Annotated in this window: 19 protein-coding genes and 1 pseudogene; 8 read left to right on the forward strand and 12 right to left on the reverse strand. The window is 71.5% G+C overall.

Annotated elements, in window-relative coordinates; all coding sequences use genetic code 11:
* Window positions 1-103, forward strand: a pseudogene (locus ABEA93_RS27305) (IS982 family transposase); the annotation flags it as partial.
* Window positions 104-123: 20 nt separating this feature from the next.
* Here ABEA93_RS27305 and ABEA93_RS27310 read toward each other — a convergent pair.
* Window positions 124-1668, reverse strand: coding sequence for an MFS transporter (locus ABEA93_RS27310; RefSeq protein WP_345678453.1), 1545 nt, complete (start codon window positions 1666-1668; stop codon window positions 124-126).
* A gap of 136 nt (window positions 1669-1804) precedes the next feature.
* On the opposite strand from ABEA93_RS27310, the gene ABEA93_RS27315 reads away from it, so the two are divergent.
* The 4 genes from ABEA93_RS27315 (at window position 1805) to ABEA93_RS27330 (ending at window position 5942) form a co-directional block, all read left to right on the forward strand.
* Window positions 1805-2566 carry a TetR/AcrR family transcriptional regulator gene (locus ABEA93_RS27315; RefSeq protein ID WP_345678454.1) on the forward strand — a complete coding sequence of 254 codons (762 nt, stop codon included), beginning with the start codon at window positions 1805-1807 and terminating at the stop codon, window positions 2564-2566.
* A gap of 1 nt (window position 2567) precedes the next feature.
* Window positions 2568-3689: a P1 family peptidase gene (locus tag ABEA93_RS27320; protein ID WP_345678455.1), complete on the forward strand. Its 1122-nt coding sequence runs from the start codon at window positions 2568-2570 to the stop codon at window positions 3687-3689.
* Window positions 3690-3962: 273 nt separating this feature from the next.
* On the forward strand, window positions 3963-4826 hold the full coding sequence (locus tag ABEA93_RS27325) for an MHYT domain-containing protein (protein ID WP_345678456.1): 864 nt from the start codon (window positions 3963-3965) through the stop codon (window positions 4824-4826).
* A gap of 327 nt (window positions 4827-5153) precedes the next feature.
* The gene (locus ABEA93_RS27330; RefSeq protein WP_345678457.1) at window positions 5154-5942 is read left to right on the forward strand and encodes an MHYT domain-containing protein; all 789 of its coding nucleotides are present in this window, start codon (window positions 5154-5156) and stop codon (window positions 5940-5942) included.
* 64 nt (window positions 5943-6006) lie between these two features.
* Here the strand turns inward: ABEA93_RS27330 and ABEA93_RS27335 are convergent, their stop codons facing one another.
* From ABEA93_RS27335 to ABEA93_RS27380, 10 genes are all read right to left on the reverse strand, one after another.
* Window positions 6007-7131, reverse strand: coding sequence for an NAD(P)H-dependent flavin oxidoreductase (locus ABEA93_RS27335; protein ID WP_345678458.1), 1125 nt, complete (start codon window positions 7129-7131; stop codon window positions 6007-6009).
* Between the two features lie 209 nt (window positions 7132-7340).
* Window positions 7341-8504: a thiolase domain-containing protein gene (locus ABEA93_RS27340; RefSeq protein ID WP_345678459.1), complete on the reverse strand. Its 1164-nt coding sequence runs from the start codon at window positions 8502-8504 to the stop codon at window positions 7341-7343.
* Between the two features lies 1 nt (window position 8505).
* Window positions 8506-9582: a lipid-transfer protein gene (locus tag ABEA93_RS27345; RefSeq protein WP_345678460.1), complete on the reverse strand. Its 1077-nt coding sequence runs from the start codon at window positions 9580-9582 to the stop codon at window positions 8506-8508.
* A 38-nt stretch (window positions 9583-9620) separates the two neighbouring features.
* The gene (locus tag ABEA93_RS27350; protein WP_345678461.1) at window positions 9621-10604 is read right to left on the reverse strand and encodes a Zn-ribbon domain-containing OB-fold protein; all 984 of its coding nucleotides are present in this window, start codon (window positions 10602-10604) and stop codon (window positions 9621-9623) included.
* 60 nt (window positions 10605-10664) lie between these two features.
* Window positions 10665-12293: an acyl-CoA synthetase gene (locus tag ABEA93_RS27355; protein WP_345678462.1), complete on the reverse strand. Its 1629-nt coding sequence runs from the start codon at window positions 12291-12293 to the stop codon at window positions 10665-10667.
* 124 nt (window positions 12294-12417) lie between these two features.
* A complete protein-coding gene (locus ABEA93_RS27360; RefSeq protein ID WP_345678463.1) occupies window positions 12418-13176 on the reverse strand; it encodes a PIG-L deacetylase family protein in 759 nt (252 codons plus the stop codon).
* Window positions 13177-13226: 50 nt separating this feature from the next.
* Window positions 13227-13871, reverse strand: coding sequence for a response regulator transcription factor (locus ABEA93_RS27365; protein WP_345678464.1), 645 nt, complete (start codon window positions 13869-13871; stop codon window positions 13227-13229).
* Window positions 13872-13873: 2 nt separating this feature from the next.
* On the reverse strand, window positions 13874-15085 hold the full coding sequence (locus tag ABEA93_RS27370) for a sensor histidine kinase (RefSeq protein WP_345678465.1): 1212 nt from the start codon (window positions 15083-15085) through the stop codon (window positions 13874-13876).
* On the reverse strand, window positions 15082-15966 hold the full coding sequence (locus tag ABEA93_RS27375; protein WP_345678466.1) for an ABC transporter permease: 885 nt from the start codon (window positions 15964-15966) through the stop codon (window positions 15082-15084). Before ABEA93_RS27375 ends, ABEA93_RS27370 begins: the two co-directional genes overlap by 4 nt.
* Complete coding sequence (locus ABEA93_RS27380; protein ID WP_345678467.1) at window positions 15963-16820, reverse strand: ABC transporter ATP-binding protein; 858 nt, start codon at window positions 16818-16820, stop codon at window positions 15963-15965. Before ABEA93_RS27380 ends, ABEA93_RS27375 begins: the two co-directional genes overlap by 4 nt.
* 188 nt (window positions 16821-17008) lie before the next feature.
* On the opposite strand from ABEA93_RS27380, the gene ABEA93_RS27385 reads away from it, so the two are divergent.
* Window positions 17009-18052, forward strand: a complete 1044-nt coding sequence (locus ABEA93_RS27385) for a cupin domain-containing protein (protein ID WP_345678468.1) — start codon at window positions 17009-17011, stop codon at window positions 18050-18052.
* Between the two features lie 195 nt (window positions 18053-18247).
* Here the strand turns inward: ABEA93_RS27385 and ABEA93_RS27390 are convergent, their stop codons facing one another.
* The gene (locus tag ABEA93_RS27390; protein ID WP_345678469.1) at window positions 18248-18733 is read right to left on the reverse strand and encodes a flavin reductase family protein; all 486 of its coding nucleotides are present in this window, start codon (window positions 18731-18733) and stop codon (window positions 18248-18250) included.
* 257 nt (window positions 18734-18990) lie between these two features.
* Between ABEA93_RS27390 and ABEA93_RS27395 the strand changes: the two genes are divergently transcribed.
* Window positions 18991-19572: a TerD family protein gene (locus tag ABEA93_RS27395; RefSeq protein WP_345678470.1), complete on the forward strand. Its 582-nt coding sequence runs from the start codon at window positions 18991-18993 to the stop codon at window positions 19570-19572.
* A gap of 237 nt (window positions 19573-19809) precedes the next feature.
* Window positions 19810-22032 (forward strand): FGLLP motif-containing membrane protein, encoded by a 2223-nt coding sequence (locus tag ABEA93_RS27400; RefSeq protein WP_345678471.1) that lies wholly within the window; start codon window positions 19810-19812, stop codon window positions 22030-22032.
* Window positions 22033-22047: the final 15 nt, after the last annotated feature.

Here is a 22047-nt window from a genome sequence, read left to right on the forward strand (position 1 = left end):
TGTCCGCGTGGCTCAGCGAGTCCTCGCACTGACCGCCGCGGTGTGGCACAACTTCCACACCGGCCAGGCGGTCAGCCGCTCACTGACCGCCTACGACCACTGAACGTGTTCGGAAAGACTCGTCTAGTGCCCGGCCTCGGCGTCCTCGCGGGCCCGCTTCGGCATCAGGAACGCCGCGGCCCAGGTCACCGCGAGGACGCCGGCCATGATGAGCAGGCCGTTCTCGATGCCGTGGCTGAAGGCGGCGACCGGGCCGCGCGCCATGCGGTCGTCCGCGTAGCCGAAGAACAGCGTGCCGAGGACCGCGATGCCGGTCGCACCCGCGAGCTGCTGCACGGCGTTGAGGGTGCCGGACGCCGACCCGGTCTCCTCGTGGGTGACCCCGGCGATCGCGATGTCGAAGAACGGGGCCATGAACAGGCCGACGCCGAGCCCGGTCAGCGCCATCGCCGGGGTGAGCCCCCAGCCGGAGACGCCCGACGGGTGCCGGTCGACCGTGAACCAGATGGCCAGCAGGCCGAGGATCTGCACGACGAGCGCGAGGTGCAGCACCTTGCGGCCGAACTTCGGCGCGAGCAGCCCGCCGGACAGTCCGGCGCCGACCGTGGTGCCGAGCGACCACGGGATGAGCGCGATCGCCGCGTCGGACGCCGACCAGCCGAGACCGAACTGCAGGTACACGGTGACGACCATCATGAAGGCGATCATCGTGCTGAAGAACAGCAGGCCGACGCCGAGCGCGCTGGTGAAGGCCTTGTTGCGGAACAGGCTCAGCTCGACGAGCGTGGACCGCTCGGCACGGCGGCGCCGCGCCTCCCACCACGCGAACAGCCCGAACACCGGCAGCGACGCCGCCATCGACACGAACGTCCAGACGGGCCAGCCCGCTTCGCGGCCCTGCACGAGCGGCAGGATGACCAGCACCATGGCGGCGCTCAGCAGCACCATGCCGACCAGGTCGAGGGTGACCGTGCGGCGCTGCCCCGCCGCGCCGTCGCCCTTGGGCAGGATGAGCAGGCCCGCCGCGAACGCCACGATGCCGACCGGCAGGTTGACGAAGAAGATCGCGCGCCACCCGAGGCCGAACAGGTCGGCGTCCACCAGGAAGCCGCCGATGATCGGGCCGGCCACCGCGCCCAGGCCCATCACCGGGCCGAAGATGCCGAACGCCGCCGCCATTTCCTTCGGCGGGAACAGGTCGCGCAGGATGCCGAGGCCTTGCGGGATCATCATCGCCGCCGCGATGCCCTGCAGGGCGCGGAAGGCGATGAGCGTCTCCGGCGATCCGGCCATCCCGCACAGCAGCGACGTCGCGGCGAAGGACGCGGTGCCGACCAGGAACATCGTGCGGCGCCCGAACATGTCGCCCAGGCGGGCGCCGGTGACCAGCAGCATCGCGAACGCGAGCGTGTAGGCCGCGGACATCCACTGCAGCTGGCTGTAGGTGCCGCCGAGCGCGCTTTCGATCTTCGGGCCGGCGATCCCGGTGATGGTGCCGTCGAGCAGGTCCATCAGCTCGGCGCCCAGGACGACCGCCAGGGCGAACCAGCGGAGCCGGTAGGGACTCCGCTCGGGCGGATCGGCCGCCGTGTCCGGTGCCGCGGAGGACTCGGCGGCGGGACCGCGTTCGGCGAGGTCGGTGAGGTCGTTGAGGTCGGTGCTCGTCATGGGATCCCCCTTGCGGGAACGAAGCTTGATCGAACACCGTTCCTATGACGAACGCTGTTCGTTCTACGAACACCGTTATAGGGACGAACGCTGTTCGCGTCAAGTACAGTGTTCGAAGAACCTCCGGAGGTGACCGATGCGTGCCGAGCCCCCGCCCACCGCGGACCAGCCCGAAGTCCCCACGCCCGGGTGGCGCACCCCGCGCAAGGCGGCCCGGCCGCCCCGCCGCGCGCCGCTGACCGTCGACGCGATCGTGGACGCGGCCTTGGAGATCGTCGACACGGAAGGGCTGGACGCGCTGTCGATGCGGCGCGTCGCGCAGAAGCTCGACACCGGCGCGGCGTCGCTCTACGCACACGTCGCGAACAAAGAGGACCTCATCGAGCTGGTGCTCGACCGGGTCAGCGGCGAGATGTCCTTCCCGGAACCGGATCCGGAGCACTGGGGCGACCAGATGCAGGACGGCATGCGGCAGGTCCGCGACATCTACGCCCGGCACCGGGACCTGGCGAAGGCGAACTTCGGGCGCATCCCGACCACGCCCCACTCGCTGGAGGCCATGGAGGGGATGCTCGCCATCCTCAAGGCCGGCGGTCTCCCGGACAAGGTCATCGCCTGGTCCGCCGACCTCATCGCGCTGTACGCCACGTCCGCCGCCTACGAGATGGGGCTGCGCGAACTGCGCGAGGAACAGGATCCCGGCTGGACGGAGCGCTACTTCGGACAGATCGGCGCGTTCTTCGCGTCGCTGCCGAAGGAACGTTTCCCGGTCTCCGTGTCGATGCTGGACGCGCTGACCCAGGGCGACGACAACGACCGCTTCGGCTTCGGCCTCGACGTGATCATGCTCGGCATGCAGGCCTATGCCGACCGGATGCGCGCGAACGGCGAGGCCTGACATGGCCGTCAAGCTGCCGCCGCCGGGGCCCGGGGCGCGCAACGCACTCACCGACGTGCCGGGGCTGCGGGTCGGCCACGCGACGCGGATCGGCGGCGGCGCACTGACCGGGGCGACCGTGGCCCTCGGGCCGCCCGGCGGCATGGTCGCCGCGGTGGACGTGCGCGGCGGCGGCCCGGGCACCCGGGAGACCGACGCGCTCGACCCGCGCAACCTCGTCCCCCGCATCGAAGCGGTCGCCCTCACCGGCGGCAGCGCCTACGGACTCGACGCGGCCTCGGGTGTCATGGCCTGGCTGGCCGACCAGGGCCGCGGCTTCCCGGTAGGCGCCGAACCGCACGAAGTCGTCCCGGTGGTGCCCGCCGCGACCATCTTCGACCTGGGCCGCGGCGGCGACTTCCGGCAGCGCCCGGACGGCGCCCTCGGCCGCGAAGCCGTCGAGGCCGCGGCCGGCACGCCGGAGCACGCCCCGGTCCGCACCGGTGTCGTCGGCGCGGGGGCGGGGGCTATCGCCGGCGGGCTCAAGGGCGGTGTGGGCACGGCCAGTTGCCTGCTCGACGGCGGTGTCACCGTGGCCGCGCTCGCGGTGGTCAACGCGGCCGGGTCCGCCGTCGACCCGACGACCGGACTGCCGTATGCAGCCGCCCTCGGCCTGCCCGGCGAATTCCCGCTCGACCCGCCGTCGCACGACGAACACGCCGCCGCCCTCGCGCAGTTCGCCGAAGCCGATCCGCCGCTGAACACCACGCTCGCCGTGGTCGCCACCGACGCGGTGCTGACCCGGGCGCAGGCCCACAAGACGGCCGGCGCCGCGCACGACGGACTTGCCCGGGCGCTGCGGCCCGCGCACACCCTGTACGACGGGGACACCGTCTTCGCGCTGTCGACCGCCGTGCGGCCGCTGCCGCCGGTCGACGCCGAGACCCCGTACGGCGTCGACGCGGAAGCCGCCGCGCTCACGGCCATACACGCCGCCGCCGCGGACGTCGTGGCCCGCGCCATCGTGGACGCGGTTCTTGCGGCGGAATCGACGGATATGGTGCTCGGCGGAACGCGCGTCACGGTGCCCTCTTATCGCGCGCTGTACCCGCGCGCGACAGCGCGTTACCGCCCGCGCGGCTGAATTCGCCACCATTCCCCGGAGTTCGGCCGAGACACGGACGAATTCCGCCGCGGAACGGAATCCAAATTTCCGGTATCCGGCCCGACTGTCGGGCCTTGGCGGTCGATTTCCCGACGCACGTTTGGTGCAGTGCACAACTGCTTCGCCACGCCCTATTATCGGCGCGCACGGCGGCTTTCCCGGTTATCCACCACACCCCCCGCGGCACCGGACACCGCCTCGATATCTGCGCGCTTCGGGGGAGTCGGCGCGCGCATGATCGGGAATTGACCCGTGGAGGTCGGCGAATTGGGGACCATCGACCATTTCTCCGCAGGACCGCTGACACCGGTACTCGCGTATGTGATGTCCTGCCTGGGCTCCGGTCTCGGGCTGCTGTGCACGGCCCGGGCCCGCGCGGCCGTGGGCTGGGCGCGCGGGCGGTGGCTGATTCTCGCCGCGGTGTCCATCGGCGGAACCGGAATCTGGGTCATGCATTTCATCGCGATGCTCGGCTTTTCGATCCAGGGCATGGCGATCCGCTACGACGTCCAGCGCACGATCGCGAGCCTGATCGTCTCGGTCGGCGTCGTCGGCCTGGGGCTCACCATCGTCGGCTACGCCAAGCACCGCACGCCGGCGCTGCTGGTGGGCGGCATGGTGACCGGGCTCGGCGTGGCGAGCATGCACTACATGGGCATGTCGGCGCTTTGGCTGCGCGGTTCGGTGGACTACGCGACCGGCCTGGTGGCCGCGTCCGTGGTCATTGCCGTGGTCGCCGCGACGGCCGCGCTGTGGATGGCGTTCAACGTCCGCGGCACGACGGCCACCGCGGTGGCCGCGCTCATCATGGGTGTCGCGGTCACCGGAATGCACTACACCGCAATGTTCTCGATGAGCATCGACACCGGCGGGTCCAGCGGCATGCTGCACGGCGCCGAACCGGTGCAGTTCCTGGCGCCGCTGATCACCGGCATCAGCCTGTTCACCTTCGTCACGTTGTTCATCGTGGCTTTGTCACCGACCGAAGACGAAATGCAGGAGGAAGCGGAACTCGGTGCTCGACTTGATCGTCTGACGGAAGATCAGGACTTTCGGCGGAACGCCAGGGCCCGCGTGAATGCGACGAACCGCCCCAACGACTATTTCCGACGGTGACCATTCGTCACCCGTTGGTGTGAAGCAGGAGGTTATCCACAGGCTGGGTGGGCCTTCGGCCCGCGGAGGGCCCGATTGCGTCATGCTGACGGGGTCGGGTGCTGCGGGTCCGATGGCGGAGGGGGCGGGGGAGGGGCCACCGACGCGAGTGGTGGGAGGAGGGAGGGCCCTCTGGCGAGCCGGGCGAACTATACGCCGCCCACCGCCCTCCGCACACGAAATCGGGTACTTCACGAAAATCCCGACTCTCCCCCGGCCACGCTGTTGGCCGAGAGGAGGGCTGCCGCCGTCGTCTCGTGGAGGACGGGTCGGCCGGCGGCGCACATCATGGACCACTTCACGTATGGCCCGCTCACGCCCGGCCTGGCGTTCCTGATGTCCTGCACAGGGGCCTGCCTGGGACTGCTGTGCAGTGCGCGGGCCCAGGCCACCGCGGGCGCGGTGCGCGCGCGGTGGCTGGTCTTGGCCTCGCTGTCGCTCGGCGGCACCGGCATCTGGGTCATGCACTTCATCGCCATGCTCGGCTTCAGCATCCCCGGGCAGGAAATCCGCTACGACATCCCGTTGACCCTGGCCAGCCTGGCCATTTCCGTGATCGTCGTCGGCATCGGCCTGGCACTGGCGATCCGCGGGGGATCGCGCATGTCGACGCTGCTGGCGGGCGGGATCATCACAGGCACCGGGGTGGGGTCGATGCACTACCTCGGCATGTACGCCATGAAGAGCACGCAGCCGGTCTCGTACGACCCGAAGCTCGTGGTGCTGTCCATGGTGATAGCGATCGTCGCGGCAACGGCCGCGCTGTGGGCGGCACTTCACGTGCACGGCTTCAAGGCGCTGAGCGCCGCGGTGCCGATCATGGGGCTGGCCGTGTGCGGCATGCACTACACCGGCATGTTCGCGATGCACCGGGAAGGCGCCGCCGCCCAGGGGCACGTGCACGGCTCGGACATGACGCAGTTCTTCGCGCCGATGATCATCGCGATCAGCCTGGTGACGATGATCATCCTGGTCATCGTGGCGATCTATCCGAACGTCGAACAGATGGAAGACGACCGGGACTTCGAACACCGGATCACGCGCCTGACGGCGAACACGGCGCGTTCGACGGTGTGATCGGCCGCGGACGCGGCCGGCGGCGGAGGTGCTTCCCGAGCGCACCTCCGCCGCCGGCCTCCGTTCAGTCCTCGGACAGCAGCTTGCCGAGGCGCTCGGTGGTCTCGACCCACTCTTCTACCATGTCCAGGACGACCTCCTGGGTCGGCCGCACGCGGTCGATGGCGCCCACGATCTGGCCGACCGGCCAGCCGTTCAGCTCCTTGTTCTTGGTGCGGGTGAAGCGCCGCGAGGCCTTGTTGTAGATGAGGCCCTGGAGCGGCATGGGCAGCGGGTCCGGGTTGGCCGGGTCCTCCCAGGCCTCGGTCCACGCGGAACGCAGCTGGCGGGCCGGCTTGCCGGTCATCGCGCGCGAGCGCACGGTGTCGGTGGACTTGGCCTCGATCAGGTTCTGCACGGCGGTCTCGTGGGTGTCCGCCTCGGCGACGGTCAGCCAGATGCTGCCCGTCCACACACCCTGCGCGCCGAGTGCGAGTGCCGCGGCCATCTGCCGGCCGCCGCCGATGCCGCCCGCGGCGAGCACCGGGACGTCCGGGCCGACGGTGTCGACGACCTGCGGGATCAGCACCATCGTGGAGATCTCTCCGCAGTGGCCGCCGGCTTCGGTGCCCTGCGCGACGATGACGTCGACCCCCGCCGCGACCTGCTTCTCCGCGTGCCGCGGGCTGCCGCACAGCGCGCCGACCAGCACGCCCGCGTCGTGGCACGCGTCGATGATGTCCGCCGGGGGCGGGCCGAGCGCGTTGACGAACATCTTGACGAGCGGGTGCTTGAGCGACGTGGCGATCTGCGCCCGGGATTCGAGGTCGACGTTGAGGCCGGCCGCCTTCGCCGCCTTGTCCTCCAGGTCCGCGGGCAGCTCGGGGATGCCGTGCGCGGCGAGCAGGTCGTCGACGAACTTCCAGTGCGCCTCGGGGATGAGGGCTTCCAGGTTCTCCGGCATGGCGGCGTCGCCGCCGCCCTTGCCGAGGTAGTTCATCGGGATCGCCAGGTCGACGCCGTAGGGGCGCCCGTCCACGTGCTCGTCGATCCACGCGAGTTCGACTTCGAGCTGGTCCGGGCTGAAGGCGAGCGCGCCGAGCACGCCGAAGCCGCCCGCGCGGCTCACCGCGGCGACGACGTCCCGGCAGTGCGAGAAGGCGAAGATCGGGAACTCGATCCCGAGCTTTTCGCAGATGGGTGGCTTCATGCCCAGGAGCTTAGACAGGCTCCTTGACCAAATCAAGGTCAGGAAGCCTGACAATTCCCGTCCGGCATTCCCGCCGGGCGATTCCCGTCCGCCGCCTGCCCGTTCCCGGACGTGCGCCGGGCCGGAACGCTTCCCACGCGCGTTCCGGCCCGGCAAGCCCTATTGGGCTGATCCGCGGCCCCCGAGACCGGGGGGCCGCGGCGGAGGCGTCAGCTCGACGGGAGCTCCGAGCCGACCGCCCACATCGCGAAGTACTGCGCGGCGGCGCCGTAGGCCTGCGCCAGCGCCACCCGTGCGCCGTCCACCTGGTGCTCCCCCGCGGCGCCGCGCACCTGCAGCGCGGCCTCCAGGAAGCGCAGCATGCCGGACGCGCCGATCGGGTTCGACGACAGCACCCCGCCCGACGGGTTCACCGGGAACGAGCCGTCGAACGCGGTCTCGCCGCGGTCGACCATCTTCCAGCCCTCGCCGACCGGTGCGATGTCGTGGCCTTCCAGCCACATCGGCTCGTACCACGAGAACGGCACGTACAGCTCGGCCACGTCGATGTCGCGGCGCGGGTCGGTGATGCCCGCCTGCTTGTACACGTCCCACGCGCACTGCACGCCGGCCTGCGGGCGGATCGGGTCGCGGCCGTTGAACGACGACGGCTCCGAACGCATCGACGTGCCCAGCACCCACGCCGGCGGACGCCCGTCCGCCGCCGCGGCCAGGCCGCCTTCCTTGTCGGTCACGATGATCGCGCCCGCACCGTCCGACGACGGGCAGGACTCCAGGAAGTGCAGCGGGTCCCACATCATCGGCGACTCGCGGACCTTGTCGATCGAGATGTCCTTCAACTGCAGGTGCGCGTACGGGTTCCGCAGCGCGTTCTGCCGGTCCTTGACCGCGATCTGCCAGCCGATGTGCTCCGGCGCGCCGGACTTGCGGATGTACGCGCGGATCCACGGCGCGAACGCGCCGCCCGCGCCGATCGACCCGGACTTGCCGCCGCCGAGCCCGAACTGCGCGTTGCCCTCGGACTGCTTCTCCCACGCGACCGCCAGCACGCGCTTGTGCACGCGCGACGACACCAGGTGGGATGCGACGATCGCCGTCGACCCGCCGACCGAGCCGGCGGTGTGCACCCGGAACACCGGCTTGCCCGCGCCGCCGAGCGCGTCCGCGAGGTACAGCTCCGGCTTCATGACGCCTTCGAAGATGTCCGGCGCCTTGCCGATCACGACCGCGTCGATGTCCGCCCACGTCATGTGCGCGTCGTCGAGGGCGCGCTGCGCCGCCTCGCGCACCAGGCCGGCGATCGACAGGTCGTCGCGGCGCTTCTTGTGCTTGGTCTGGCCGATGCCGACGACCGCAACTGGTTCGTGGCCCATGTCAGTTGTCACCTTCCAGAATGCACACCAGGTTCTGCTGCAGGAGCGGGCCGGAAGTGGCGTGCGCCAGCGTGCGGTTGCGGCCGTGGGCCAGGATCTGCTCGGCCGCCTCGGCGACCCGGACCAGGCCGGTCGCCATGAGCGGGTTGCCGGTCAGGGCGCCGCCCGACGGGTTGACGAGGACGTCGTCGCCCAGGCCGAGGGCGCGGCGCAGGACGACCTCCTGCGACGTGAACGGCGCCATCAGCTCGGCCACCTCGACGCCCGCGATGCCGCCCGCGCGCTCCGCGGCGGTCCGCGTCGACGCCGAGTCGGTGAGGTCGCGCAGGGCCGGGTTGTGCACCTCGCTGCGGTGGTCGATGCCCGCGATCCACGCGGGGCGCGCGACCAGGTCGAGGGCCCGGCGCCGGGTGGCGAGGACGACCACGGACGCGCCGTCGGAGATCGGCGGCAGATCGCTCTTGCGCAGCGGTGTGCGCACGTACGGCTCGGCGAGGATCTTGTCCACGTCGGTCTCCGCCGAACGCACCTGCTGCTTCGGGTTGTTCGCGGCGTCGCGGCGCGACCGGGCGGCGATCTCGGCGAGTTCGCGCTCGGTGGTCTTGCCGCTGTCGATCAGCTGCCGGGCCTGGAGCGCGGCGAGCGACACCGGGTCGGGGCCGAGCGGCGCGAGGTAGTACGGGTCCAGCTCCAGCGGGTAGATCTCCGCCGGGTCGCCGGTGGAGGACTTGCCCGAGCCGAGCGCGACGGCGATCTCGACGTCGCCGTGCTTCATGCGCACGAACGCCTCGTACATCGCCCACGCGCCGTCCATCTCGACGTGCGACTCGTGGATCGGCGGCCAGGCGCCCATCGCGTCGAGGTTCGGCACGAAGGAGAAGGTGCCGCCGGAGATGTAGTCGCACGATCCCTGGCAGCTGAAGCCCACGTCGGACCGTTTGAGGCCGACCTTGCCGAGCGCCTCGTCGACGACCGCGATGAGCATCTCGGTCTCGGTGATGTGCTCGCGCCGCACGGCGGGCAGGTAGGCGGTGGACACCACCGCGATGTCGGTGTCGCTACGGGGGTCGTTGCTCACGTTGCCTGTCTCCAAGCCTGGTTCCTGAGTGGCCACGGTCAGAACACCCGGTTCAAGTACTGCTCGGCGGGCTCGTCGGGTTCGCCGGTGTGCAGCCAGCCCTCGATGAAGCCCGCGACGGTGCCCCAGCCCTTGCTGGTGATCTCCGCGGCGTCGCGCTCGGCCTCGGGGAACCACTGCGCCTTGACGCGCATGCCGACCCGGATCTCGCTCACCGGAATGCCGATGATCTGCTGCTGGGCGATGACCATTTCGTCGCCGTCGAGGACCACCGAGGCACGCGCGAACGGCTCGGTCTCCTTCTGCCCCGGGTACGGCGTCGGCGTGACGATCGTGTAGTTCGACACGACGCCGAAGTCGGGCAGGGCCTCTTCGTGCTCCTCGCCGAGGATGATGGCGTCGACCGAGCAGTAGCCGCGGCCGAGGAACACCCGGTTGCACTGCGGGCAGCGCTGGCCCTTGAGGACGCCCGCGCGCATGCTCGCCGCGTAGCGCTCCGCGGTCGGCGACAGCACGTCGGTGTAGGTGATCGTGGAGAAGAAGTCCATGGTCTGGACGTCCTGCGCCTCGCCCGCGGCGGGGCCCTCCGCGGTCTCGCCGGGGACGAACGCGACGATGTCGTCGATGCGGCCGACCGGCTCGTCCCGCCAGCGCGGCGCGACGCGCATGCCGGTGGACACCGCGTCCTCGCTGCCCGCGTCGAGCACGTGCAGCAGGTTGGTGTCCGCGCCGTCCAGCTTGATCAGCGCGTACGCGAACGGCCGGTCGAGCGGGTGGTGCTTGCCGGGCTCGGCGACCCAGGTCCAGGACACCACGGTGCCCGCCGGACCGACCTCGACGAACTCGCGGGCGAGTTCCTCACCGGTCTCCGGGTCGTACTCCATCGGCGGCACGATCACCCGGTCGCCGCTGCGGATGCCGACGATCCGCTGGGCGGTCAGCTCCGAGAAGAAGCGGCTGATGACCGGGCCCAGCGTCCGCTTGTACGGGAATTGGATGGTGCTGCTTGTCTGTGTCGACACGCGGTCGTCCTCTCGGCACTGCGCTTGGCGGGGTGCTGATGGCGGGTCAGGAGGCTCGGGTCAAGAGGCTTGGGCCGCCACGCGGGAGGCCCAGGCGTAGTCGGCCTTGCCGACGTTGGTGCGGCCGATCTCTTCGGCGAGGACGACCGCGCGCGGGACCTTGTAGCCGGCCAGCAGGGTGCGGCAGTGCTCGGCGATCTCGTCGTACGTCGGCGCCGCTCCGGCGCGCGGTGCGACGACCGCGACGACGCGCGACCCCCACCGCTCGTCGGGTACGCCGACCACGATGCAGTCGAAGACGTCGGGGTGCGCCTTCAGCGCCGCCTCGACCTCCTCGGGGTAGATCTTCTCGCCGCCCGAGTTGATGCAGACCGAGCCGCGGCCGAGCATGACGATCGTGCCGTCCGCCTCGATCAGGCCGAAGTCGCCCGGCACGACGTACCGGACGCCGTCGACGACCGGGAAGGTCGCGGCGGTCTTCACCTCGTCCTTCCAGTAGCCGAGCGGGATGTTCCCGGAGCGGGCGATCTTGCCGACCTGGCCGGAGCCGGGCACGACGGGCTTCATGGTCGTCTCGTCGAGGACGGTGACCTGCGGGCCCATCGCGAAGCGCGGGGCGTTGCCGGCCGCGCCGTCCTTGTCGCCGGCGTCCTTGGTGTCCTTCTGGACGCCGCTGCCGCCGGCTCCGAGTTCCGAGCTGCCGTAGCTGTCGTTGATCATCAGGTGCGGCACGACGGACTTGAGTTCGTCCTTCACCGCCTCGGAGAGGATCGCGCCGCCGGAGCCGACGACGTACAGCTTCGACAGGTCGTAGCCGCCGCCCTTGGCGGCGTCCGCCAGCGGGCGGCCCATCGCGTCGCCGACGATCTGGATCGAGGAGACCTGCTCCTTCTCGGCGATCGCCAGCAGGTCGTCGGCGTCGAACTTGCGCGACGTGTAGAGCACGATGCGGTTGCCCGCGAGGAGGCCGCCGATCGCGAACCACTGCGCGGCGCCGTGCATGAGCGGCGCGCTGGGCATGAAGGTCAGCCGGAAGTCGCGCTCGGCGTTGCGGGTGATCTCCTCGGGCGCCGCGATCGGGGTGCCCGGCCAGCCGCCGCCGCCCATCGCGCCGAAGAAGACGTCCTCGTGCCGCCACATGGTGCCCTTGGGCATGCCGGTGGTGCCGCCGGTGTAGACGACGTAGCGGTCGTCGGCACTGCGCGGGCCGAACTCGCGGGCGGGGGACGCGGCGGCGAGGGCTTCCTCGTAGTCGACCGCGCCGGGGACGTCGGCGACCTCGGGCTGGTCGTCGGCGATGGAGACGTACGTGGTCAGCGCGGGGAATTCGGCGGCGAGAGCGCTCAGCCGGTCCGCGTAACCGCGTTCGTACACCATCGCGACCACGTCGGCGTCGCCGAGCAGATACCGCAGCTCGGCCTCGACGTAGCGGTAGTTGATGTTCACCGGGACCGCGCGCAGCTTCCACGCGGCGAGGAGCGCCTCGACGAATTCCACGCGGTTGAAGCTGTAGAGCCCGATGTGGTCACCGGGGCCCACGCCGCGGGCGGCGAGGTGGTTGGCGAGCCGGTTGGCCCGTTCGTCGAGCTGTCGGTACGTGCGGCGCCGGTCGCCTGCGACCAGCACCTCCGTGTCGCCGCCCGCGTCGGCGAGCAGCTCCCAGAGGTCCGCGAGATTGAAGTCGGCCACGGCCGCACGATAGGTAAGGTTCCTTGACCACGTCAATGGTTATGGAAAACGCGTAGTCGTGAAGAACCCCACGCGGCCGAGCCGGTCCGGAGCGCTCCGGACCGGGTCGCGGCTGCGGCGGCGGCTACTCGAAGGTCAGCGGGACGACCTCGAAGGAGGCCGCGAAGCGGGTGCCCAGCCGGGTCCCCGCGGTGCGTGCGAAGCCCTCGAGCCACTCGGCGGCGTCGGCCATGTTCCCGGCGCTGCCGCCCAGGCCGGCCAGGTAGGCGGCGTGCGCTTCGAGCGACGCGACGCCCTTGGCGAAGGTCTCGGTGGTGTCGACGGCGTGCGCCGCGTCGGGCGATCCGGCGGCCCAGATCTGCTTGACGCCGTTCCACGGCTCCAGGCCCTCGTCCTCGGCCAGCTCGCGGAAGATCCACCGGTTGCCGGCGTCCCGGACGCCGTCGAGCACGGCGCGGCCGGTGGCGATGTGGTCGGCCTGGTTCGGCATGACGCCGCCGTAGGTCTCCCGCCAGTTGCCGGTGATCACGATGTCCGGGCGGTGCCGGCGCACCACGCGGGCGACCTCGCGGCGCAGCGGGAGACCGTACTCCAGGACGCCGTCCGGGAGGCCGAGGAACTCCACGGTGTCCACGCCGACCACCGCGGCCGAGGCGACCTGCTCGGCCTCGCGGACCGGGCGGGCCTCGTCCGGGTGCATGCCGTCGATGCCGGCTTCGCCGCTGGTGACCATGACGTAGACGACGGTCTTGCCCTGCCCGGTCCAGCGGGCGACGGCCGCGGCCGCGCCGTACTCCATGTCGTCGGGGTGGGCGACGATCGCCACCGCGGTCGACCAGTCCTCGCGGAGCGGTTCGAACGGCGGGGGTGCCTGGTCAGTCATGGTTCTGCCCTTCGTACGGGTCGGGAGCGGCGGCCCCGCGGCCCCGCCGGTCACTGTCCCGGACGCGGCAGCAGGCCCTGTTCCATGGCCGCGGTGACGGCGGCGGTGCGGTCGTCGACGCCGAGCTTGGCGAACGCGCGGAGCAGGTGCGTCTTGACGGTCGCCTCGCCGATGTACAGCTCGCGGCCGATCTCGGCATTGGTCATGCCCCGGGCGACCAGTCCGAGAACCTGGGTCTCGCGCGGGCTGAGCGCGTCGCGGGCCGGGGCGCGCATGCGGGTCACCAGCTTGGCGGCGACCGGCGGGGCGAGCACGGTCTCGCCGCGGGCGGCGGCGCGGACCGCGGCGGCGAGTTCGGCGCGCGGGGTGTCCTTGAGCAGGTAGCCGGCGGCGCCCGCCTCGACGGCGCGGACGATGTCGGTGTCGGTGTCGTAGGTGGTGAGGATCAGCACCTGGATGCCGGGCAGCTCGCGGGTGATCCGGCCGGTCGCGGCGACGCCGTCGGTGCCGGGCATGCGCAGGTCCATGAGGACCACGTCGGGGCGCAGTTCGGCGGCCAGCGCGACGGCCTGCGCGCCGTCGTCGGCGGCCCCGACGACCTCCAGGTCGGGTTCCCCGGCGAGCATGCCCGCGAGGCCTTCGCGGACCACCGGGTGGTCGTCGGCGAGCAGCAGCCGGATGGGGGTGCCGGCCATGGTCAGGGAACCTCCGCGCATACCGTCGTGCCCGCGCCGGGGGCGCCGGCGATGTCCAGGGTGCCGCGTGCCTGTTCGATCCGGGCCCGCATCCCCCGCAGACCGTATCCGGAGGTGCCGGGTGCCGCGGCGGCGTGGTCGCCGTCGCGCGGGACGGCGAATCCGCGGCCGTTGTCGGCGACGGTGAGGCGGACGCCGATCGGGCGGTAGGCGAGCTCCGCGTGCACCTCGGTGGCGGCGGCGTGCTTGCGGATGTTCGCCAGGCACTCCTGGAGGGTGCGGACCAGCACCACCTGGGTCGCGGCGGGCAGGTCGCGCGGCGTGCCGGCGACCCGGAAGTCCGCGGCGATGTCGAGTTCCTCGGCGAGCCCGGCGACCGCGCGGCCCAGGGCGTCGGCGAGCGAGCCGCCGGCCAGCTCGACCGGGTCCTGGGCGGCGACCAGCGCGCGTGCCTCGGCGAGGTTCTCGCGGGCCGTGCGGGCGGCGAGGTCGAGGCGCCGCCGGGTGCCTTCCGGGTCGGTGTCGAGGGACGCGTCGGCGGCCTGGACGAGCATCAGCAGGCTGGTGAAGCCCTGCGCGAGGGTGTCGTGGATCTCCCGGGCCATCCGCTGGCGCTCGGCGAGCACGCCGGCCTCGTGGTTGGCCTCGGCGAGCTCCGCGCGGGTGCGTTCCAGCTCGCCGATGAGCTTGCCGCGGCGTTCCGATTCGCGGATCAGCACCGCGGTGACGAACCCCATGCCGAGGCTGGTCAGCACGGCGGCGGTGACCGTCACGAACGCGTCCAGGACGGAGCCGCCGCTCGCGCCGTCGTGCGCGACCGACCCGGCGAACGCGGCGGCCGCGGTGGCCGCGACTCCGGCGAGCTTGGTGCGGAAGCGGTCGAGGACCGCGAAGAAGTGCGGGAAGGCCACGTACAAGATCACCAGGCCGCCGGGCGCGAGCAGCGCGAGGGTGGTGACCGTGGCGAACGTCAGGGCGAGGAAGACGTAGGCGCGGTAGCCCTCGGGCTTCTGCATCGCGGGGGCCATGAGGTACACGTAGCCGACCGCGTACGCGCCCATCACCAGGTAGGCGGCGGCGGGCGCGTGCCGGTCCACCATGATCAGCGTCGAGACGGTGACCACCATCGCGAACGAGAAGTGCCACACCGTGAGCACTTGCCGCCGCCACACCCCGGGGTCTACGGGGATGGACGTCTCCCAGGGAGTGGTCACCCTTCGTCACGGCCCTTCCATCGGAACCACTTCGTGCACACCACGAACCCGATGATCACCCATGCGGTCAAGACCAGGGCGATACGGCCGTGCTCCCAGGTCCCGGCGGGCTCCATCGTGGCGTACGCGTCGGGCAGGAACACCGACCGCATCCCCTGGCACATCCACTTGAGCGGGAACAGCGCGGACACCGTCTGCATGCCCTTGGGCAGCTCGGCGAAGACCACGAAGACGCCGGAGATGAACTGCAGCACCATGATCGGCAGCAGCACGATCGGGCCGCCGTTCTCGCCCCGGATCAGATTGCTCGCGCCGATGCCGAGCAGCGTGCACGCGGTCGCGCCGAGCAGGTAGACCCACACGAAGGTGACCCAGTGCCCCGGCGCGGTCGGCAGGTCGAGCCCGAAGAACGCGGCGCCCAGACCGAGCAGCACCGCGGCCTGCCCAAGACTGCTCACCACGACCAGCGCGATCTTGCCGAGGAAGTACGACGCGGGCGGCATCGGCGTGGCCCGCAGCCGCTTGAGGGTGCCGTTCTGACGCTCGCCGCCGATCTGCAGCGCCAGGCCCTGGAAGCAGGTGGACAGGATGCCGGTCGCCAGCATGCCGGTCACGTAGATCTGCTGGGTCGTGACCCCGACGTCCTTGTACGTCTCCCGGAAGATCGAAGCGAGGAGCAGGAACATCACGATCGGCATCGAGAACGTGAAGAAGACCTGCCGCCGGTCGCGGAAGAACTGGCGCAGTTCCAGGGCAGCCCGGGCCCGGCCGATGCGCAGCACCGACGGGGCGGCGTAGGCCGCCGTGCGCTGCCGCGGACGCGGAGTGCGGGGCTTCGAGTCCGCGGCGGGCGCGGGGGCGGTGGCCGGGGTCGCGGTCATCGGGCCTCTCCGATCAGCGTGAGGTAGACGTCTTCCAGGGACGGGCGGTACACCGACAGGCCGGGCACTTCGCCGCCGAACCGGGCGGACAGCGCGGCGATTTCCGCGGTCGGCGCGTCGGTGGCGATCTCCTGCGGCGCGCCGGCTTCGGTCCAGCGGACGGTCGCGGGGGCCAGGTGGCGGCCGCCGAGCCGGGCCGGGGTGTCGACGTCGACGAGGCGTCCGGCGGCGAGGACGCCGACCCGGTCGGCCAAGTGCTCGGCCTCGTCCAGGTAGTGGGTGGTGAGCAGGATCGTCGTGCCGTCCGCGCGCAGTCCGGCGATCAGGTCCCAGAAACGGCGCCGCACTTCGGGGTCGAAGCCGGTGGTCGGCTCGTCGAGGAACAGCAGCTCGGGGTCGCCGAGGATGCCGAGTGCGACGTCGAGGCGGCGGCGCTGCCCGCCGGACAGCTGCGTCGTGCGGCTGCCCGCCTTGTCGGCCAGGCCGACCGCGTCGATCACCTCGTCGGGGTCGCGCGGCGCCGGGTAGTACAGCGCGAAGTGCCGCACGATCTCCGCCACGGTCAGTTCGGCGAAGTCCTTCGACTCCTGGAGCACGATGCCGATCCGGGCCCGCCACGCGGCGCCGGCCCGCGCGGGGTCCTCGCCGAGCACGGCGACCTCGCCCGCGTCGCGGCCGCGCTGGCCTTCGAGGATCTCGGTGGCGGTGGTCTTCCCCGCGCCGTTCGGGCCGAGCAGCGCGAAGATCTCGCCGGTCCGCACGTCGAGGTCGACGCCGTCGACCGCCGTGTGCGACCCGTATGCCTTGCGCAGTCCCCGGACCCGGACCGCCGTGTTTCCCGGTGTCGTCTCCATGCCCTCGACTCTGCCGGGGGGCGGGGGTCCGCAGGGACGTCCGGCCGACGTACACCGGTTGTCCACCGATCGGTGGACAGAGGCGGTCCGGTGGACGCCGCGGTGATCCACGTCGTACCGATCCGCGGCATTCGGTGGCAGCATCGGCGGAGCAGGGGGAGTACCAGCACGGACCTGAAGGGGAGGCCATGGCGGCCATCGACCTGACGACCACGCAGCCGGCCGCGGACGCCGAGCTGTTCGACCCCACGGTGGCCGCGCCGCCGGTGGTCGACGTCGCCGAATACGGCTTCGAAGGGCGCCTCGACGCGCTCGCCGAAGACTGGTCGGCCGACGCCCGCTATTGGGAGTACAGCAAGGCCGCCAACCCGATCGGCGCCGGCCTCACCACCGAAGTCCCCGCCGTGGCCTTCCCCGCGGCCCTGCACAGCGGCGGCGAGACCCGGGTGGTCCCGCTCGACCTGTCCGGACCGCTGCGCATCGCGGGCGGCCCGGCGACGAGCCCGGCGCTGCTGGCCAACTTCGTGCGGATCAACCGCGGCGACCGGCTCGCGGTCGACGTCGACGCGACCTCGCAGCTGTACTACGTGATGTACGGGCGCGGCACGTCCGTCGTCGGCGGCCGCGTCGCGCGGTGGGAGAAGGGCGACTTCGTCGTGCTGCCCGCGGTCGGCGAGGTCGTTCACCACGCCGACGCGGACACCGTCATGTACTGGGTGCACGACGAACCGCTGCTGCGCTACCTCGGCGTCGTCCCCGCCGGTCCGCGCTTCAAGCCGACGAAGTTCTCGCGCGAGCGCGCCGTCGCGGAACTGACCGCGATCGCCGAAGCCCCGGGCGCCAATGCCAAGAACCGGGTCAGCGTGCTGCTCAACAACGCCGAGCAGGACCAGACGCTGACCGTCACACACGTGCTGTGGGCGATGTTCGGGCTGCTGCCGGTCGGCCAGATCCAGCGCCCGCACCGGCACCAGTCGGTCGCGCTCGACCTGATCCTCGACTGCAAGCCGGGCTGCTACTCGCTGCTCGGCGACCGGCTCGACGAGCGCGGCGAGATCGTCGACCCGGTGCGGGTGGACTGGGAGCCGGGCGGGGCCTTCGTGACGCCTCCGGGCAAGTGGCACGCGCACCACAACGAGTCGGGTGCGCCCGCGCACCTGATCCCCATTCAGGACGCGGGGCTGCAGACGTACTTGCGGAGCCTGGACATCCGGTTCACGGACCGCCGCTGACCAGGTCCCCAAGCATGCGGCAGGCCCGCCCGCACCCCGGTACGAGGATGCGGGCGGGCCTGTCGCGTTCCCGGCGGAAGCCGTGGGAACAGGGGTGCCCACGGGCCCGCCTCACGCCGCGGCCGACCGTCCCTCGGCGGCGGGTGGTCCGGGTGCGGCGGCGGCCGGGAACCGGCCTCCGCCTCGGCTCCTGGATCAGCCGGAGATACCTGCGTACGCGCCCTTGTAGAACAACAACGGGGCGGCGTCGCGGGGAAGTTCGAGTTCGCTGACGCGGCCGATCACGATCTCGTGGTCGCCGCCGGGCAGGATGTGGTCGACGTCGGCTTCGATCCACGCGATGCTGCCCGCCAGCCGCGGCGCGCCGTTGCGGGCCGGCGCCCAGTCCACGTCGGCGAACTTGTCGCCGCCGCTGCGGCCCATCGCCCGGCACACGTCCTGCTGGTCGGCGGCGAGGACGTTGACGACGAAGGTGCCCGCGGCGCGGATTCTCGGCCACGTGGTCGAGGTCAGCGCCGGGGCGAACGATATGTACGCCGGTTCGAGCGACAGCGAGGTGAAGGACTGGCAGGCCATGCCGACGGGTGCGCCGTCGTGGACGGCCGTGATCACCGTGACGCCCGTGCAGAAGTGGCCCATGACCTGGCGCATGCGCGCGGGGTCGATCGTGACGCTGGACATGGCGGCCCCTGAACTGTGGTGACCCGACACCCGACTATGACTATTAGTCATATGCCTTTTCGTTGCGTCTATGACACGGCATTTCCGGGGCGGCGTCAAGAGGGCGTGCCCGACACGCGGCCCGGGAACTTCACGGCCCCCTTCTGGCGTCCTGAGGATGGCAGTAGCGTCGGTCCGGCAATCCGGACCGAACCCGGCTTCCGGGACCCAAACCGGCCATCCGGCCACGCACGCACACACCTCGGAGGGGAAACCCCATGGCAGTCAGCCTCAGCAAGGGCGGCAACGTTTCGCTGACCAAGGAAGCCGCGGGCGGCACGCTCAGCGCGATCGTCGTCGGCCTCGGCTGGGACCTGCGCACGACCACCGGCGAGGACTTCGACCTCGACGCGAGCGCGATCGTCGTCAACCAGACCGGCAAGGTCGCTTCCGACCAGCACTTCGTCTTCTTCAACAACGCCGCGACGCCGGACGGCAACGTCCAGCACACCGGCGACAACAAGACCGGCGAGGGCGAAGGCGACGACGAGCAGATCAAGGTCAACCTCGCGGGCCTCCCGGCGGACATCGACAAGATCGTCTTCCCGGTGTCGGTCTACGACGCGGAGAACCGCAAGCAGTCGTTCGGCCAGGTCCGCAACGCGTTCATCCGCATCGTCAACGCCGCGGACAACACCGAGCTGGCCCGCTACGACCTCTCCGAGGACGCGTCCACCGAGACCGCGATGCTCTTCGGCGAGATCTACCGCAACGGCGCCGAGTGGAAGTTCCGCGCCCTCGGCCAGGGCTACGCGTCGGGCCTCGCCGGCATCGCGAAGGACTACGGCGTCAACGTCTGACCCGCCGCGCGGCGGTGACGTAGCGTCAAAAGCCGCTTACCGGGCGCCCGGTGGCCATCCGTATGGCTGCCGGGCGCTTTGCGTTACCCGAACGAGGGAAATCCCCTCCCTCACGGCACCCGACCCCGCCACACTGGTTTCGCTGTGCATGCCCATGCGCACGGGGCGGGGTCGGGCCGACCGGGGTCCGGGGAGACGCCCGCCCGTTCCGCGGTCGCCGCCGAGAGGTTCCTGTTGATGCCCGTCACGAGAAGCCGGTCGGACCGGTGGCGGAAGGCGCTTCTCGCCGCAATCGCCGGCCTGGTCCTGCTGACGTTCTTCGCCCCGTCCGCCGACGCCGCCGGCAAACGCTCGATCGTCCTCCTCATCGACACCTCCGGGTCGATGAGCGACGACAACAAGATGACCGACGCGCAAGCGGCGCTGCGCACCACGGTCTCCTCGCTGGCCGACAGCGACCTCGCGGGCCTCCACCAGTTCGGCGGCTCGTGCGGCGACGGCGGCGAGCAGCTCGTGCCGCCCGGCAAAGGCAACCGCGACAAGCTGCGGCAGCAGATCGAGCAGCTGACGCCCGGCGGCAGCACCCCCACCGGGGCGGCGATCCGCGCGGCCGCGGAAGAGTTCCCCAAGGACTCCTCCGACAAGATCCTCATGCTGGTGTCGGACGGCGAAAGCTCGTGCGACGACGACCCGCCGTGCGAAGCGGTCAAGCAGGTCCAGAAGGACCTGGGCATCACCTTCGTCGCCAACACCGTCGGCTTCCAGACCTCGAACCAGGCCAACACCGAGCTGAGCTGCATTGCCCAGGCCACTGGCGGCCAGTACTTCCCGGCGAGCGACGGCGACGGCATCCGCGAAGGCCTCAACAAGGCCCTGCATCCCGTCGACGAGAACGTCTCGACGATCCTCAACGCCCTGCCGCTGCCCAGCGACGTGCCGCTGGACGCCGAGAGCCTCGGCAAGAGCGCGGGCCTGGCCGCGGGCCTGGTGCTGCTGATCGGCTTCCCCGCCGAACTGTTCAACAGGACGCTGGAGGAGAACCGCGCGCGGATCTCGCGCTGGTGGCGGCGGCGCGGCGGCGGCGGCGCGAACCCGCCTGCCGCACCCGGTGCCCCGGGGGCGGCCGGATCCGGCCCGGGAGGGCCGGACAGCGGACCCGGCTCCGGCACCGGCGCGTACGTCACCGCGCCCGTGCAGGCCGTGCCCGTCAACCCGTTCCGGGCCCTGTGGAACTCCCGGTGGGTGCTGCCGATCTTCGTACTGATCAGCGCGATCCTGTCGACCGTCGTCGACCCCGACTCGGGGTTCAACGCCAAGACCGGGATCCTGCTGCTGGGCTTCCTGATCGCCGCGCCGATCGTGATCATCGCCTACGCCTGGCCCGGCGAGCAGGTCGCGAAGCGGGCGTCGCAGGTGCCCGGCGCGTTGAAGACGATCCCGCCCGCGCTGATCCTGGCGTTCTTCTGCACCTTGCTGTCCCGGCTGTCGGACTTCGTGCCCGGCTACGTCTTCGGCCTCGTGCTCGGCTATGTCGCCTTGCGCGAAAGGCAGTTGAGCCGATCCCAGGAAGGCCGCGGGGTGCTGTTCGGCGCGATCGCGGTGCTGGTGGTGTCCGGGGCGGCATGGGCCGGACTGGAGTTCCTCCACGACAAGGCGACCGAGCGGAACGCCAACACCGGCCTGCTGATCGCCGACACCGTGCTCGGCACGATCTTCATCATGGGCCTGGAGACGGTCATCTTCGGGCTCGTGCCGCTGCGCTTCCTCGACGGCGCCAAGCTGCGCAAGTGGAACCTGTGGGTGTGGCTGGGAACATACGCCCTCGCCATCGCCCTGTTCGTGCACGTGCTGGTGCTCAACTCGGGCACCGCCGGGTCGGACAACGACACGTCGACGACTGCCGCCCTGGTGCTGTTCGCCGGATTCGGCGGCGTGGCGGTGCTGTTCTGGGCGTACTTCCGGTTCGTGCCCGAGCCCGGGACGACACCGGCGTTCGCCGGGGCACCCGGGATGACGGGCATGGCGGGGATGCCGGGGATGACCGGAGGCCCGGCGGCCTACGGCGCCACCGGGCCGTACGGTGCGCCGCAGCAGCCGCCCACCGGCTCGTACGGCCCCCCGCCTGCGGCGCCGCCGCGGCCGGCCCAGGAGCCCGCGCCGACCGGCTGGGGACACCCGGCACCCCCTCCGCCGCCCCCCGCACCGCCGATGCCGACGCAGGCGCCGGTCTCCACAGGCTGGGGACACCCGACCGTCCCGCCGCAACCGACCGGCTCGCCGACTCCCCCGCCGCCGTCGCACCAGCCGTACGTGCCGCCGCCCGCGGCTCCCCCGATGCCACCCACCGCGCCTGCCACCCCGGCGGCCCCGCCCCCGCCGCCGAGCGCCCCGCCCGGCGTCCCGCCGACTGCCCCGCCGGCCGGCGAGCACTGGGGGAATCCGGCCACCGACGACGACTGACCCCGCACCACGGCC

This window comes from Yinghuangia aomiensis (assembly GCF_039542225.1).
Lineage (GTDB): Bacteria > Actinomycetota > Actinomycetes > Streptomycetales > Streptomycetaceae > Yinghuangia > Yinghuangia aomiensis.

What these genes read in the sequence shown, in the direction of transcription:
- ABEA93_RS27385 (WP_345678468.1), top strand. Translation starts at nt 17,009, where the DNA reads ATGGCGGCCATCGACCTGACGACCACGCAGCCGGCCGCGGACGCCGAG.
- ABEA93_RS27320 (WP_345678455.1), top strand. Translation starts at nt 2,568, where the DNA reads ATGGCCGTCAAGCTGCCGCCGCCGGGGCCCGGGGCGCGCAACGCACTC.
- ABEA93_RS27365 (WP_345678464.1), bottom strand. Translation starts at nt 13,871, where the DNA reads ATGGCCGGCACCCCCATCCGGCTGCTGCTCGCCGACGACCACCCGGTG.
- ABEA93_RS27400 (WP_345678471.1), top strand. Translation starts at nt 19,810, where the DNA reads ATGCCCGTCACGAGAAGCCGGTCGGACCGGTGGCGGAAGGCGCTTCTC.
- ABEA93_RS27390 (WP_345678469.1), bottom strand. Translation starts at nt 18,733, where the DNA reads ATGTCCAGCGTCACGATCGACCCCGCGCGCATGCGCCAGGTCATGGGC.
- ABEA93_RS27310 (WP_345678453.1), bottom strand. Translation starts at nt 1,668, where the DNA reads ATGACGAGCACCGACCTCAACGACCTCACCGACCTCGCCGAACGCGGT.
- ABEA93_RS27395 (WP_345678470.1), top strand. Translation starts at nt 18,991, where the DNA reads ATGGCAGTCAGCCTCAGCAAGGGCGGCAACGTTTCGCTGACCAAGGAA.
- ABEA93_RS27330 (WP_345678457.1), top strand. Translation starts at nt 5,154, where the DNA reads ATGGACCACTTCACGTATGGCCCGCTCACGCCCGGCCTGGCGTTCCTG.
- ABEA93_RS27340 (WP_345678459.1), bottom strand. Translation starts at nt 8,504, where the DNA reads ATGGGCCACGAACCAGTTGCGGTCGTCGGCATCGGCCAGACCAAGCAC.
- ABEA93_RS27315 (WP_345678454.1), top strand. Translation starts at nt 1,805, where the DNA reads ATGCGTGCCGAGCCCCCGCCCACCGCGGACCAGCCCGAAGTCCCCACG.
- ABEA93_RS27375 (WP_345678466.1), bottom strand. Translation starts at nt 15,966, where the DNA reads ATGACCGCGACCCCGGCCACCGCCCCCGCGCCCGCCGCGGACTCGAAG.
- ABEA93_RS27335 (WP_345678458.1), bottom strand. Translation starts at nt 7,131, where the DNA reads ATGAAGCCACCCATCTGCGAAAAGCTCGGGATCGAGTTCCCGATCTTC.
- ABEA93_RS27380 (WP_345678467.1), bottom strand. Translation starts at nt 16,820, where the DNA reads ATGGAGACGACACCGGGAAACACGGCGGTCCGGGTCCGGGGACTGCGC.
- ABEA93_RS27360 (WP_345678463.1), bottom strand. Translation starts at nt 13,176, where the DNA reads ATGACTGACCAGGCACCCCCGCCGTTCGAACCGCTCCGCGAGGACTGG.